The organism is Lentzea guizhouensis, from assembly GCF_001701025.1.
Taxonomy (GTDB): Bacteria; Actinomycetota; Actinomycetes; order Mycobacteriales; family Pseudonocardiaceae; genus Lentzea; species Lentzea guizhouensis.
In genome coordinates, this window is the sequence record NZ_CP016793.1 from 2,397,872 (window position 1) to 2,411,838 (window position 13,967).

At 69.4% G+C, this 13,967-nt stretch carries 13 protein-coding genes; 5 read left to right on the forward strand and 8 right to left on the reverse strand.

What is annotated here, in order from left to right:
* Positions 1-1,419: a glycoside hydrolase family 3 protein gene (locus tag BBK82_RS12045; protein ID WP_065915089.1), complete on the forward strand. Its 1,419-nt coding sequence runs from the start codon at positions 1-3 to the stop codon at positions 1,417-1,419.
* Positions 1,416-2,459 carry an SIS domain-containing protein gene (locus BBK82_RS12050; protein ID WP_065915090.1) on the forward strand — a complete coding sequence of 348 codons (1,044 nt, stop codon included), beginning with the start codon at positions 1,416-1,418 and terminating at the stop codon, positions 2,457-2,459. Before BBK82_RS12045 ends, BBK82_RS12050 begins: the two co-directional genes overlap by 4 nt.
* 957 nt (positions 2,460-3,416) lie before the next feature.
* Here the strand turns inward: BBK82_RS12050 and nagA are convergent.
* Entirely contained in the window at positions 3,417-4,625 is a 1,209-nt protein-coding gene (gene nagA, locus BBK82_RS12055) for an N-acetylglucosamine-6-phosphate deacetylase (RefSeq protein ID WP_065915091.1), read from the reverse strand.
* Between the two features lie 188 nt (positions 4,626-4,813).
* Here nagA and BBK82_RS12060 point away from each other — a divergent pair, with 188 nt between their 5' ends.
* Positions 4,814-5,488, forward strand: a complete 675-nt coding sequence (locus BBK82_RS12060; RefSeq protein ID WP_065915092.1) for a FadR/GntR family transcriptional regulator — start codon at positions 4,814-4,816, stop codon at positions 5,486-5,488.
* 230 nt (positions 5,489-5,718) lie between these two features.
* Here BBK82_RS12060 and BBK82_RS12065 read toward each other — a convergent pair whose 3' ends face one another.
* Positions 5,719-6,597, reverse strand: coding sequence for a LysR family transcriptional regulator (locus tag BBK82_RS12065; RefSeq protein ID WP_065915093.1), 879 nt, complete (start codon positions 6,595-6,597; stop codon positions 5,719-5,721).
* Positions 6,598-6,668: 71 nt separating this feature from the next.
* On the opposite strand from BBK82_RS12065, the gene dapA reads away from it, so the two are divergent.
* Positions 6,669-7,529, forward strand: a complete 861-nt coding sequence (gene dapA / locus BBK82_RS12070) for a 4-hydroxy-tetrahydrodipicolinate synthase (protein ID WP_065915094.1) — start codon at positions 6,669-6,671, stop codon at positions 7,527-7,529.
* Here the strand turns inward: dapA and BBK82_RS12075 are convergent.
* Positions 7,526-8,092 (reverse strand): TetR/AcrR family transcriptional regulator, encoded by a 567-nt coding sequence (locus BBK82_RS12075; protein WP_065915095.1) that lies wholly within the window; start codon positions 8,090-8,092, stop codon positions 7,526-7,528. The two genes, dapA and BBK82_RS12075, sit on opposite strands and share 4 nt — an antisense overlap.
* Positions 8,093-8,172: 80 nt before the next feature.
* On the opposite strand from BBK82_RS12075, the gene BBK82_RS12080 reads away from it, so the two are divergent.
* Positions 8,173-8,634, forward strand: coding sequence for a cupin domain-containing protein (locus BBK82_RS12080; protein WP_065915096.1), 462 nt, complete (start codon positions 8,173-8,175; stop codon positions 8,632-8,634).
* Between the two features lie 13 nt (positions 8,635-8,647).
* Here the strand turns inward: BBK82_RS12080 and BBK82_RS12085 are convergent, their stop codons facing one another.
* From BBK82_RS12085 to BBK82_RS12105, 5 genes are read right to left on the reverse strand one after another with little or no spacing between them, the layout of a single operon-like run.
* Entirely contained in the window at positions 8,648-9,478 is an 831-nt protein-coding gene (locus BBK82_RS12085; RefSeq protein ID WP_065915097.1) for an amidohydrolase family protein, read from the reverse strand.
* On the reverse strand, positions 9,475-10,431 hold the full coding sequence (locus BBK82_RS12090; RefSeq protein ID WP_065915098.1) for an aldo/keto reductase: 957 nt from the start codon (positions 10,429-10,431) through the stop codon (positions 9,475-9,477). Before BBK82_RS12090 ends, BBK82_RS12085 begins: the two co-directional genes overlap by 4 nt.
* Before the next feature lie 4 nt (positions 10,432-10,435).
* Entirely contained in the window at positions 10,436-11,452 is a 1,017-nt protein-coding gene (locus BBK82_RS12095) for an ABC transporter permease (RefSeq protein WP_065915099.1), read from the reverse strand.
* On the reverse strand, positions 11,449-12,924 hold the full coding sequence (locus BBK82_RS12100) for a sugar ABC transporter ATP-binding protein (RefSeq protein WP_065915100.1): 1,476 nt from the start codon (positions 12,922-12,924) through the stop codon (positions 11,449-11,451). The genes BBK82_RS12095 and BBK82_RS12100 overlap by 4 nt, the downstream gene beginning before the upstream one ends.
* The gene (locus BBK82_RS12105; protein WP_065915101.1) at positions 12,921-13,961 is read right to left on the reverse strand and encodes a sugar ABC transporter substrate-binding protein; all 1,041 of its coding nucleotides are present in this window, start codon (positions 13,959-13,961) and stop codon (positions 12,921-12,923) included. The genes BBK82_RS12100 and BBK82_RS12105 overlap by 4 nt, the downstream gene beginning before the upstream one ends.
* Between the last annotated feature and the right edge of the window lie 6 nt (positions 13,962-13,967).

Consider the following 13,967-nt stretch of genomic DNA (forward strand, 5'->3'; position numbering starts at 1 on the left):
GTGGATCAGTTGGCCGCTGCCGTTCTGCTGCCCGGGTTCCACGGAACGACCGCCCCCGACTGGTTGCTGCGCCGGGTCGCTGACGGTCTCGGCGGTGTGGTCCTGTTCGGCCGCAACGTGGAGTCCGACGAGCAGGTGGCGTCGCTCTGCGCTGAGCTGCGTTCGGTGCGGCCGGACGTGGTGATCGGCATCGACGAGGAGGGCGGCGACGTCACCCGCCTCGACGCGGGCCGCGGGTCCGAGGTGCCCGGCAACTACGCCCTGGGCGTGGCGGACGACCTCGACCTGACCCGCTCGGTGGCCGCGTCGATCGGCGCGCGCCTGGCCCGTTGTGGCATCTCGTTGAACCTGGCGCCGTCGGCGGACCTGGTGCTGACGCTGGACGACCCGATCATCGGCGTGCGGGCCTTCGGCTCGGACCCGGTGCTCGCCGCGCGGCACGTCGCCGCGTGGGTGGAGGGCCTGCAGGCCGTGGGCGTCGCCGCCTGCGCCAAGCACTTCCCCGGCCACGGTGCGTCCACAGAGGACTCGCACGAGCAGCTGCCGGTGCTGCCGCGCACCGAGCAGCAGCTGCGCGAGGTGGAGCTGGTGCCGTTCCGCGCGGCGGTGAACGCGGGCGTGCGGTCGATCATGACCGGCCACCTCGTGATCCCCGAGTGGGGCAACGAGCCGGTGACGTTGAACAAGCACGCGATCGACCTGCTGCGCACCGAGCTGGGCTTCACCGGCGCGGTGATCACCGACGGCCTGGACATGAAGGCCGTGGGCGGAGACCTGGCAGCCGGTGCCGTGCGCGCCCTGGCCGCCGGTGTCGACGCGATGTGCCTGGGCGGCATGCCGCTCGACGACGCCGAGATCCAGTACCTGATCGACTCGATCGTGGCCGCGGTGAAGTCCGGCTCGTTGCCGGAAGAGCGCCTGGCCCAGGCCGCCGCCCGCTCGCTGGCGCTGGGCCTGCCCCCTTCCACCGTCGACGCGCACGACGCTGAGATCGGTCTCACGGCCGCTCGACGCGCTGTTTCGGCACGTGGCAGGGTTAGTGTCGGTACCGACCCGGTCGTCGTGGACCTGGTGGTGGACCCGTCGATCGCGGTCGGCGACGTCCCGTGGGGCCTCGGCCCGTACCTCTCGGAGGTCCTGCCGGGCACGGAGGTCGTCTCCGCTCGCGACATCTCCGCGGACGAGGTCGCGCGCGTGGCCGGCTCCCGCACGATCGTGGTGGTGACGCGCGACGCCCACCGCCACACCAGCGCTCGACAACTGGTAACAAACTTAACTAATCTGGGCTTGGACGTGGTGCACGTCGAAACGGGCGTGCCTGGTCCTGACCTGGGCAGCGTCGCCCGCATCGACACCCACGGCGGTTCTCGGGTGAGCCTCCGAGCCGCGGCCGAGCTGATCCTGAAAGGCACGACATGACCACACCCCAGCCCGGCCAGCACATGGCCGCGGAGATCGCCGCCCAGCCGTCGATCTTCTCGTCTCTGTACGCGTCACGGTCGTCAATCGCTGAGGTGGCGGCCATCATCCGCGAGCGCGCCCCTCGCTTCGTCCTGTTCGCGGCCCGCGGCTCAAGCGACCACGCCGCGATCTACGCGAAGTACCTGACCGAGATCCTCCTGCAGCTCCCGGCAGGCCTCGTCTCCGCCTCCACGACGACCCTGTACGGCGCCGAACCCGACCTCCGCGACGTCCTGCTGGTGACCGTCTCGCAGTCCGGCGGCTCCCCGGACCTCCTGGAGGTCACCGCCTCCTACCGCCGCCGCGGCGCCCTGACCGTCGCGGTGACGAACACACCTTCTTCTCCTCTGAACGCCGCCGCCGAACTCTCGGTGGACGTGTCGGCCGGCGTCGAACACGCGGTCGCCGCCACGAAGACCTACTCGGCGACGCTGCTGGCGCTGTACCTGCTCATCGACGCGGTGCGCGGCGGCAACGGCTCGGCGGCCGCTTCACTTGGTGACCTTGCTCAGGTGACTTTGGACGCCTCGGCACCTTCCGTCGACGAGGCCGTGCGCCGGTACCGCTTCGTCGACCGGGTGCTCACCACCGGCCGCGGCTACTCGTACGCAACGGCCTTGGAAGCTTCTTTGAAGCTGGCCGAGACGTCCTACCTGGCGGCACGCGCTTACTCGGGCGCCGACCTGCTGCACGGCCCGGTCGCCGCCGTGGACGGCGAGACGGCGGTCCTGGCGATCACGTCGTTGGGCAAGGGCGGCGACTCGCTGCGCGACGCTCTCGACGTGGTGCACCAACGCGGCGCCGACGTCGTCGCGGTGGGTTCCGCCTCGGAGAAGGTGGGCGCGACGCTGTCGATCTCCATCCCGGAAACCGCTGAGGAGGTGGCGCCGGTGCTGGAAATCCTGCCGGTGCAGCGGCTGGCGCACGGGTTGGCGCTGGCCCGGGGCGGCGACCCGGACAGCCCTCGGGGCCTGAACAAGGTGACGCGCACGCTGTAGCTCTTCTCGCTCTTGGGCCGTCCGGGGACTTCTTCGGGCGGCCCTTTTGCGTGTTCAGGGCCCTGGCGTCACCTGATCGGGTGGTGGTTGTCCTGATCCTGGGGGTGGGGCGTCTCCTTCATGTCACGACCGCACAGCCGCCCGCGCCCGCAGATATGGAAGCGCGCGGAGAGGGGAGCCACGATGATCACTCCGAGCCTCGCTCAACCGCCGGGTCGGGTAGACGTTTTCTCCTTACCCCGGCCAGCTCCTGTTTGCCCCTGCCGAGTCGCGCTCCTGTCTCTCCCCGCCGGGTTCGGCTCCTGTCTCTCCCCGCCGGGTTCGGCTCCTGTTTCGCCCCACCGGTCGGGCTCCTGTTTTGCCCGGCTGCCGGTTGGGCTCCTGTCTCCCCACCGGCTGGGCTCCTGTCTCTCCCCGCCGGGTTCGGCTCCTGTTTCGCCCCACCGGTCGGGCTCGTGTTTGCCCGGCTGCCGGTTGGGCTCCTGTTTTCTCGCTGGCCTGGGGTGGTGTGGTTTCGTCACGAGTCGCAGGCGAAGCCCTGCCGCGCTTGGAGGGATGAGTCAAGTCCACGCTCTTCGGACTTGACTCATCCCTGCAAGGGTGGCTGCCTCTGGTGCGACTTCGGGACGAAACCACACCACCAACGCACGCCCCTACGCAGCCGCAAGCCGCCCAACCCAACCGGCGTGCCATCAACCCACGAACAGCGCCGGCCCGGTTTTTGATCAGATTGTCAGGGGGTCGAGGGGGACGGAGTCCCCCCGCCGCCGGAGGCCCCACGCACCCGCCACACCCGCACCCACCCCAACCACCCACGAACTCCCAACCGCAAGCCGCCAACGCACCAGGGGGACGACCCACCCAACCCACGCGCCGCCGAAACGGCAAAGCGGGGAACCGCCGCCCCAAAGGACCAGCAATCCCCCGCCGCCAAACACAGTCACCTACTCCGGCCACCTACTGCCCAGCAGTCGCATACCCCGCCGCAACAGGCGCCACCGGCTCCCCCACACCATCAGCATCAAAAACGACCTCCCCATCAACCCAAACCTTCTTGGGCCGCAGTTCGTCGTCCCACCACACGAGATCCGCCACCGCCCCAGGCGCCAACCGCCCAAGCCCGGACTCCCCGATCACCTCGGCGGGCACGATCGTCGCCGCCGCCAACGCATCCGCCGCGGGCACACCCACCGACACGATGTTGCGCACGGCCCGGTCCAGCGTCAGCGCCGACCCGGCAATCGTGCCCTCAGGGGAACGCGGCACGCCGTCCTCGGTGAGCAGCACATCCGCCCCACCCAGCTGATACCTCCCCGGCGGCATCCCGGCCGCGGCAACCGCGTCCGTCACCAGCGCCACCCGCGCACCGGCCGCGTTGAACACGAGGCGGCACACGTCCGGCCCCACGTGGGCCAGGTCCGCGATGAGCCCCAACGTGAAGCGGTCGTCGACCAAAGCCACACCCGGAACGCCGGGTTCGCGATGGCCCAACGGGCGCTGGGCGTTGAACAGGTGCGTCACCATGCGCGCGCCGGCGTCGGCGGCCTCACGGGTCTGCTCACCGGTGGCGTCGGAGTGGCCCACGGCCACCAGGACACCGGCCTCCACCAGGCGGCGGATCGCCTCGAAGCCGCCGGGCTGTTCGGGGGCCAGGGTCACCATGCGCAGAGCCCGGCGCAGGGTGTCGTCGTTCAGCAGCGCGTCGATCTGGTCTGGACCAGGCTCGACCATGAACGACGGGTCGTGCACACCTGCGCGTTTAGGCGACAGGAACGGGCCCTCGAGGTGCACGCCGAGGGGGCGGGCGCCCACCCCGTCGGGCAGTGCGGCCGAGGCGGCCAGCACGGCTCTGGCCTGGCGGATGACCACGTCGACCGGTGCGGTGATCAACGTGGGCAGGAAGCGGGTCACCCCCGTGGCCGGTAGGGCTGCTGCGACTGAGCGCATGCCGGCGGCGTCCACCTCGGCGAAGTCGACGCCGACGGCGCCGTTCACCTGCACGTCGACCAGTCCCGGCGTGAGCAGGCCGTCGGACAGGACCTCCGCGCCGGGTGGTGCTTCACCGGTGGTCACCTCGACGATGCGGCCGTCTCTGATCCGCACCGAGGCAGGACCGACGATCGTGCGACCGAGCAGTGCGCGCGGTGCTGCGACAACGGCGTCCAAGATCCCTCCTAGAATGGTCCAGACCATTATGGCGACAACGGAGGTCCGCGTCACGTCTCGTTAGTAGATAACCATCCCACATATCAATAGGTGAATCACCGTCATGGGTACCGGTGTCGCCGTGGCGTGACGATGGGTGACGCATACTGGTGTTCAGACATCCGAGGTCTACGACGAGTTGAGGTGCCGTGGCAGTCACTGACGATGCGATTCTGCGCGTCAAGGAGATGATCGTTTCCGGCGAGCTGAAGCCGGGCGACCGTCTCCCGCGGGAGGCTGACCTGGCCGAACGCCTCGGCCTCTCGCGCAACTCCCTGCGCGAGGCCGTGAAGGCGCTGTCGCTCGTCCGGGTGCTCGACGTCCGCCAGGGCGACGGCACCTACGTCTCCAGCCTCCGCGCGGACGACCTGCTGGGCGCGCTCTCGTTCGTCCTCGACCTGCACCGCGGCGAAGATTCGGTGCTGGAGGTCCTCCAGGTCCGCCGCATCCTCGAACCGGCCGCCGCCGCGATGGCCGCCCAGCGCATCGACCTGGACGAGGTCCTCAAGCTCAGGGCCCTCTGCGACGCCGCCGAACAGGCCAAGTCGGTCGAGGAGCTCGTCGAGCACGACCTCGAGTTCCACCGCGCCATCGCCCAGTGCTCGGGCAACGCCTACCTCGCCCAGCTCCTCGACACGCTGGCCGGCCCCACGGTCAGGGTCCGCATCTGGCGCGGCATCACCCAGTCGAACGCCGTCGACCGCACGGTCGCCGAACACCGCGCCATCGTGGACGCGCTCGCGGCCCACCAACCGGAGCTCGCGCGCAGCTGGTCGACGGTGCACGTGGCGGGCGTCGAGCAGTGGCTGTCGGACCTGGCCTGATCGGCTGAAGGCAAAGAAAAACCCGGCCCACGAGGGACCGGGCGAATATGTCGCCCAGGATAGCCGGGGGCGTCAAGCAATCGCCACTGCAGGTCGTCACCAGCATTGCGGCGGAATGAAGTGGCCCGCAGGATTCGGCAGCTGCTGACCATGATGGTCGGCCTCCTGCAGGGTTCGCCACCAGTGATGACCAGCGCTCCAGCGACCGGCCGCGGTCCTGAGTGACGCTGTCAGACCTGGCGTAGCTGTTCCAGCACCACCCGCACCGCCGGCTGCCCATCCGCCCGGTTCCGCACCACCGCCGAAACCGTCCGAAAAACCTGCTGCTTCAACGGCCGCAGAGCCACCCCCGGACGACGCGCCACGGACGGCACCAACGCCACCCCGAGCCCGGCCTCGACCAACCCGCACATGACCCCGAAGTCATCGCAATAAGCCTGCGCGCGCGGCACGAACCCCGCCGCCCCACAAGCCCGCTGCGTCAGCTCGTGGCACGAGGCGTCGGTCCGCGGCATGATCCAAGGCCGGTCGGACAACAAGCTCAGGTCCACCGAATCCTGTTGCACCAACGGATCCGACAGCGGCAAGGCAACGTTCACCGGCTCTACGAACATCTCGTGCGACTCGCAGGAAGCGGGCAACGAGCGCGGCATGATGTTGTACGAGTGGATCACCGCGATGTCGATGTCCCCGCGCCGCAACGCAGGCAGCGACGTCTCGGGTTCCATCTCGTGCACGAAGAGGTCCACATCGGACCCGTGCGCCGACCGCAGCACCTGGATCACGCGCGGCAGCAACGCGGCGACCGAGACGAAAGCACCGATGCGCACGACACCGGACACCGACGTCCGCAAAGAAGCCAGATCAGCTTCAGCCGCCGCCAGCTGGTCCAGAACGAGCTGCGTGTGTGCAGCCAAAACGTGACCGGCGCGGGTCAGCGACAACCGGCGGCCATCGCGTTCGACCAGCGCGACGCCGGCCTCGCGTTCCAGGGCGGCCAGCTGCTGGGACACGGCGGGAGAAGTCACGTGCAGGGCCTCCGCGGCGGCGGTGACCGTGCCGTGGACCGACAGAGCGTGCAGCAGCCGGAGGCGGCGGACGTCCAACACAAAGCTCAGCTTAACGTTCCGAGCAGAACTTCTAACTGGAACTTTCCATAAACCACAGCCACGCTTGAGTCATGTTCGGACGAGTGCTGGTAGCGATGGTCACCCCGTTCACCCCCGACGGTGACCTGGACCTCAAGGGTGCGCAGGAGCTGGCGGCGCACCTCGTCGACAAGGGTGGGGCCGACGGGCTGGTCGTCAACGGCACGACCGGTGAGGCGCCGACCACCACGGACGCGGAGAAGGCGCTGGTCATCAAGGCCGTGAAGCAAGCGGTCGGGCACAGGACCCAGATCCTCGCGGGCGTTGGAACCAACTCCACGCGCCACACGATCGAGCTCGCCCGCCAAGCCGAGCAGAGCGGTGCGGACGGGCTGCTCGTGGTGACGCCGTACTACAGCAAGCCGACGCAGGAAGGCATCCACAACCACTTCCGGAGCGTGGCCAACGCGTCCGGGCTGCCCGCGTTGCTCTACGACATCCCCGGTCGCACGGCCGCGGCGATCGACACCGAGACGTTGCTCCGGCTCGCCGAGCACCCGCGGATCGTCGGGGTGAAGGACTGCAAGGTCGACCTGCTGGCCAGCGCGAAGGTCATCGCCGAGACCGGGCTGGACTACTACTCCGGCAACGACGAGCTGATCCTGCCGATGTACTCGATCGGTGGCGTCGGGACGGTGAGCACGGTCGGGCACGTGGTGGGCAACGAGATCAAGGCGATGCTCGACGCCTACGACGAGGGTGACAACAAGGAGGCGCTGCGCAGGCACCAGGCGCTCATCCCGGTGATCACGGCGATCATGACGCGGGAGCCGGGTGCGGTGGCGGTCAAGGCGGCGCTGAACCTGCTCGGGTTGCCGGCGGGGCCGGTGCGCGAGCCGCTCGCGGAGGCCACGCCGCAGCTGATCAACGAGCTGAAGGCGCTCTTCGACTAGGAAGTGACGGTCGCGCGCAACGCGTGCAGCGCGGCCGGCAGCAGGTCGCGCAGGGGTCGGGTCTCGCCCGGCTGCGCCCACGTCCGGAACGCCGCCTGCTGCGCGAGCATGGCGGCGCCGGCGGCGAGCAGTGCGGTGTCCGGGGTGCAGCCCCGGTCCTGGAGCGCGGCCGCGATGGCATCGGTGAGGGCCGCGTTCTTGCCGAGCTCGCGTTCCTGCAGCTCCGGGTTGGCGGCGACGACGGCCAAGCGGCGCGTCACCAAGGCACGGCGGCTTTCGAACATCTTGTCCGCGACGACCCCCATCGCGCGCACGACGGCGTCGAGCGGTGGCGTGGTGTCATCGCCTTCCTCGATCTCGCGGACGAGTTCTCGCTGCAGCTCCGCGCTCAGCCCGAACAGCACCTCGCGCTTGTCCGCGAAGTGGTTGAAGAACGACCGCGGGGTGAGCCCTGCCCGCTGGGCGATCTCGGCGACCGTCGTGCGCTCGAAACCCTGCTCGTCGAACAGTTCCAACGCGGCGGTGTGCAGGCGCTCGACTGCGTCCGGTTTCCATCGCGGCATGCCCTGAGCCTAGCGACTGCACAATGTGCAGTCACCGGTGTACGGTGATTGCACAAGCTGCAATCACAGGAGGCTGCTCCATGGTCGCTGTCACGATCGTCCGTCCCGGCGAGGGCGAGCTCATCGCCAACGGTCCGTCCCAGATCCGCATCCTCGAGGACGGCAGCAACACCGATCACCGCCTGGGCATCGGCGAGGTCGTCGTCCCGCCGCACACGCCAGGGCCTCCGCAACACCGCCACGCCCAGCACGACGAGGGCTTCTACGTGCTCTCCGGCACCGTGCGTTTCACGATCGGGCAGGACCACCACGACGTCGGTGCCGGCACGTGGGTGCTGGTCCCTCCTGGCGCGCCGCACACGTTCGCGAACCCCGGCGACGACCCGGCGGTCATGCTGACCACCTTCACGCCGGACCTGTACGTGCAGTACTTCCGCGACCTCAAGGCCATGGTCGAGTCCGGGCAGCCCATGACGCGGGAGACCATGGCGCCGATCTGGCGGAACTACGCCACCGAACCGTCCACCGAGTTCGCGCCCTGACCCCCGGTCGGTGCTAGAGCCCGTACACCCGGCGAGCGGTGCCCGAGAAGATCGCGGCCTGCTCGTCGGGTGACAGCTCCTCGACCAGCTCACGGGCGGCGGAAAGCCACTCGTCGTAGGTGGCGGCCAGCAGGCACACCGGCCAGTCCGAGCCGAACATCAGGCGGTCGGCACCGAACGCGTCCAGCACCACCTCGAAGTACGGCCGCAGCGAAGCAACGTCCCACGACTTCCAGTCGGCCTCGGTGACCAGGCCGGAGAGCTTGCACGTCACGTTCTCGTGCGCCGCCAGCGAACGGATCAGCTCCGCCCACTCCCCCATGCCGGACCTGATGGCGGGCTTCGAGCAGTGGTCCACCACGAACGGCGCGTTGCCCAGCGCCGCCACGGTCCGGCGCGCGGCCGGCAGCTGCACCGGCAACGTCAGCAGCTCGTACACCAGCCCGGCGGCGCCAACGGCCGCCAAGCCGCGCCGGACGTCCTTGCGGCACAACCACTCCGGGTCCGGCTCGCCCTGCACCTGGTGCCGGATCCCGCGCAGCCAGGAGCCGTCGGCACCGCCCTGCAGTTCGGCCACCGCGTCAGCGACGGAGGCGGCCGTCAGGTCGGTCCACCCCACCACCGCCGAGACGACGTCCGAAGACGCCGCCACGGCCAGGAGCTCCGGCGTCTCCTCGGGCACGCAGACCGTCTGCACCAGCACCGAGGCCGAGACCTCCCCCGCCACCGAGACGAAGTCCGGCTCCAGGAACGACCGCCTGATCACGCCCATCGGCGGGTCGGTGATCCAGTCCTGGTCCCGCGCGGACAGGTCCCACAGGTGGTGGTGGGCGTCGACGATCACGGCGTCGGCACCTCCGGGTCGACCAGGTTCAGCGCCTTCAGCTCGTTCCACAGGTCGGCGGGGATCTCGGTGGCGAAGTACGCGGCGTTGGCGGTCATCTGCTCCGCCGTCCGCGAGCCGATCACCACCGACACGACCGCGGGGTGGCCCAAGGCGAACTGGATCGCCGCCTCGGGCAGCGTCACCCCGTGCCGCTCACAGACCGCGGCGATCGCACGAGCACGATCCACCAGCGACGAAGGAGCTTCCTCGTAGTTGTACTTCGCATCGGCGGCCACGACCGGTTTCGACAGCAGGCCGGAGTTGAACACACCGCACGCCACCACCGAAACACCGCGTTCGACGCACAGGGGCAGGAACGAGACCAGCGCGGGCTGCTCCAGCAACGTGTACCGGCCGGCCAGCATCACCACGTCGATGTCGGTCTCGCGGACGAACCGCTCCGGCATCTCCCACTGGTTCATCCCGACGCCGATGGCGCCGACGACACCCTGCGACCGCAGTTTCTCCAACGCCGGGTAGGCCTCACCCGCGGCGGAGGCCCAGTGGTCGTCCGGGTCGTGGATGTAGACGATCTCCACCCGGTCCGTGCCCAGTCGCTTCAAAGAGGACTCGATGGACCGCTTGACCCCGTCGGCCGAGTAGTCGCGGATCCGCCGGAAGTGGCGCGGCACCACAAAACCCTCGTCGTCCATCCCCACGCCGTCGGACGGCTCCAGCACCCGCCCGACCTTCGTGGAGAGCACGTACTCGGCGCGCGGCCGACCGGACAGCGCCACACCCAGCCGCCGCTCCGACAGGCCGAGGCCGTAGTGCGGCGCGGTGTCGAAGTACCGGACACCGGTCTGCCAGGCGGCCTCGACCGCGCCGAAGGCCTCGGCGTCGGACACCTCCCGGAAGAGGTTGCCGATCGGCGCGGCACCGAAGCCGAGCCGGGAAACGGGCACCTTCACGACGTCACTCCTGCTTCTGGCCCGTGGCGAACCGGGTCACGACCAACGCCAGGATGATCACCGCACCGTACGACGCCTGGATGTAGAAGCCGGACACGCCCTGCAGCCGCAGGATCTGCTCCACGAGCCCCAGCATCAGCACGCCGGACAGCGCACCGAAGAGCGTGCCCTTGCCGCCCTGCAGCGAGATGCCGCCGATCACCGCGGCCGCGAAGACCTGGAAGATCATGCCCTCGCCCTGGGTCGCGGCGACGGAGCCGAGCCGCCCGGTCATCAGGATGCCCGCGACCACCGCCAGCACCGAGCCGATGACCAGCACGGTCCACACCACCCGGTCGACCCGGATGCCCGCCGCCCGCGCGGCCTCGGAGTTGCCGCCGATCGCGTACAGCGACCGGCCAGCGCGCAGGTACTTCAGCACGAAGATGCCTGCGGCGTAGCAGACGATGCAGATCCACACCGCCGCCGGCAGCCCGAGCCAGGTCGCGGAACCCAGGTACAGGAACGACTCCGGCACGTCGATGAGCGACTTGCCCTCGGTGATCGCGAGCTGCAGACCGCGCAGCATGGTCAGCATGCCCAGGGTCACCATGAACCCGGACAGGCCGACCTTCAGGATCAGGAACCCGTTCAGGCCACCGATCACCACCCCGATCAGCAGGCACAACGGCAACGCGAGCCACGCCGCGAGACCGACGTCGAGCCCACCGGCCGCCGACGGGATGATCAACGCGACCGCCAGCGCGGGCGCGAGACCGACCGTCGACTCGAGCGACAGGTCCATCTTGCCGACGATCAGGATCATCGCCTGGCCCAGCACCAGCAGCGACAGCTCGCTCTGCTGGGTCAGCACCGCGATCAGGTTGGCCGGCGTGAGGAAGATCGGCGACAGGACCGCCCCGATGACGAGCAACAGGATGATCACCGGGACCAGCGCGAGGTCCTGGTAGCGCGCCAGCCGGAACTTCTGCTTCTCCGGCGGCGCGGTCGCCGCGGCCGGCGGAGTGATGGCCTTGGTCATTCCGTGCTCATTCCTTCAATCGCGGAGATCAGTTCCTGGTCACGCCAGCCGCGGCCGAACTCCCGCACGACCCGGCCGTGGAACAGCACCAGCACGCGGTCGCAGACCCGCAGGTCGTCGAGCTCGTCCGAGACGACGATCGCGGCCTTGCCCCGGCGTGCCTGCGCGTCGACGACCCCGAGCAGCGCCTCCTTGGACTTCACGTCGACACCCGCGGTCGGGTTGATCAGCACCAGCACCGACGGGTCGCCGGCGAGAGCGCGCGCCATCACGACCTTCTGCTGGTTGCCGCCGGACAGGTCCGACACCGGCTGGTCCGGCCCGGCGGCCTTGACGTCGTAGGACGCGATCGCGGTCGAACCGGCCGAACGCTGCGCACCGGGCCAGACGAACGCACCGGCCGTGCTCATCGTCGCGTTCTCGGCGATCGACAGGTCCAGCACGAGCCCCTGGTGGTGCCGATCCCGCGGCACACAGCCGATTCCGGCCTTCAACGCGGCCGGCACGTCACCGCCGCGCACCACCGAACCCTCCACCGCGACAGAACCGGCAGAAGGCCTGCGCAGCCCGTAGACCGTCTCGGCGAACTCGTGCTTGCCGGACGACGCGCTGCCCGCGAGGCCGATGACCTCACCGCGCGTCGCCGTCAGCGAGATGTCCGCGAAGTGGTCGCCGCTCAACGAGGACACGGTCAGCACCTCGTCCGCCGAGGAAGGCCGATCGTCGCCGCTCGGCACGTTCAGGCCGCCCGCCTCGCCGGTCATCGCCTCGATCAGGTCGGGCTTCGACATCTCCGCGACCGGCGCGGTGACGACGTGCCGCGCGTCGCGGTAGACCGTCACCGTCTGGCAGACCTCGTAGACCTCCTGCAGGTGGTGGGAGATGAACAGGAACGTCACCCCCTTGTCCTGCAACGACCTCATCCGGTCGAACAGCCGCTCGATCGCCGGGCCGTCGAGCTGCGCGGTCGGCTCGTCGAGGATCACGAACCGCGAGCCGATCGACAACGCCCTGGCGATCTCGACGAGCTGCCGCTGCTCGACGGTCAGCGTGGACACCAAGGCGTCCGGCCGCACCGCCACGTCGTAGGTCTCCAGCAGTTCCGAGGCCTGCTGACGCAGCTTCTTCCAGCTGATCAGCCCGCCGCCGAGGTCCTGCCGGTTGATGAACAGGTTCTCGGCGACCGACAGCTCCGGCACGACCGTCGACTTCTGGTACACGCACGCGACCTGACGCCGCCACGCCGCCCGGTCGGCGACGGGCGGTGCGGGCTCGCCGAAGAAGGAGACCTCGCCCGTGTCCGGCACCTGCATACCGGTCAGCACCGACACCAGCGTCGACTTGCCCGCACCGTTGCGGCCGACGAGCGCGTGCGACTCACCGGCGCGGACCTCGATGCCCACGTCGTCCAGCGCGAGTGTGCGCCCGAACCGCTTGGTCACGCCACGCGCGGTGGCTGCGAGCTCGGTCATTTGCCGATCTGGTTGCCCCAGAAGGCCTTGTCGTCGACGTTCTCCTTGGTGATCAGCGGCGCCGCGAGCTGGTCCTCCAGCCGGCCGCCGCCGGTGTCGACGATCGTCGAGTCGTGGTCGGTCTTGCCCGGCTGGAACGTCTTGCCCTCGACCGCGGCCTTGGCGTAGAAGAGCGCCCACTGCGCGTAGAGGTCGGCAGGCTGTGAGACCGTCGCGTCGATCTCGCCCTTGCGGATCGCCTCCAGCTCCTGCGGGATGCCGTCGTTGGAGACGATGAAGATGTGCTTGGGGTCCGTCGGCGGGACGATGAGGTTCTTCTGCCGCAACACCTGCAGCGTCGGCGTGAGGAACGCGCCACCGGCCTGCATGTAGATGCCGTTGATGTCCGGGTGCTGGTTCAGCCGGGTCTGCAGGGCGGCGGACGCCTTCGCGCCCTCCCAGTCCGTCGGCTCCTCGAAGACCGTGATGCCGGGGTAGTCCTTCTTCATGCAGGCGGCGAACGCCTCGGACCGGTCGCGGCCGTTGACCGACGCCAGCGCGCCCTGGAACTCGACAACCTTGCCCTTGCCGCCCAGCTTCTCACCGAGGAACTTGCAGGCCTTCTCGCCGTAGGCCTTGTTGTCCGCGCGCACGACCATGTAGGTCTTGCCCTTGTCCGGGCGGGTGTCGACGGTGACGACCGGGATCTTCGCCTTGTCCAACCGGTCCAGGGTGGACGCGATGGCACCGGTGTCCTGCGGCGCCATGATGATCGCCTTGGCGCCCTGCGACTGCAGCGACTGGGCGTTGGCGACCAGGTTCTCGACCTTGTTCTGCGAGTTGGTGGGGTTCAGCAGGTTGATCCCGAGGTCCTTGGCCTTGTCCGGGAAGTACTTGATGTAGGAGTTCCAGAAGTCGGTGTCGGCGCGCGGGTGGTCGGCGCCGATCGGGCCGACGCCACCGGCTCCGGTTCCTGCCGCTCCACCACCACAGGCGGTGAGTGTCAGAGCACCGGCGAGCGCGAGGCACACCGCGGCGGTGAGGTTGCGACGCTTCATCGTTGG

Coding starts and splice junctions, on each gene's coding strand:
- BBK82_RS12050 (WP_065915090.1), top strand. CDS start 1,416: ATGACCACACCCCAGCCCGGCCAGCACATGGCCGCGGAGATCGCCGCC.
- dapA (WP_065915094.1), top strand. CDS start 6,669: ATGTTCGGACGAGTGCTGGTAGCGATGGTCACCCCGTTCACCCCCGAC.
- BBK82_RS12075 (WP_065915095.1), bottom strand. CDS start 8,092: ATGCCGCGATGGAAACCGGACGCAGTCGAGCGCCTGCACACCGCCGCG.
- BBK82_RS12080 (WP_065915096.1), top strand. CDS start 8,173: ATGGTCGCTGTCACGATCGTCCGTCCCGGCGAGGGCGAGCTCATCGCC.
- BBK82_RS12095 (WP_065915099.1), bottom strand. CDS start 11,452: ATGACCAAGGCCATCACTCCGCCGGCCGCGGCGACCGCGCCGCCGGAG.
- BBK82_RS12100 (WP_065915100.1), bottom strand. CDS start 12,924: ATGACCGAGCTCGCAGCCACCGCGCGTGGCGTGACCAAGCGGTTCGGG.
- BBK82_RS12105 (WP_065915101.1), bottom strand. CDS start 13,961: ATGAAGCGTCGCAACCTCACCGCCGCGGTGTGCCTCGCGCTCGCCGGT.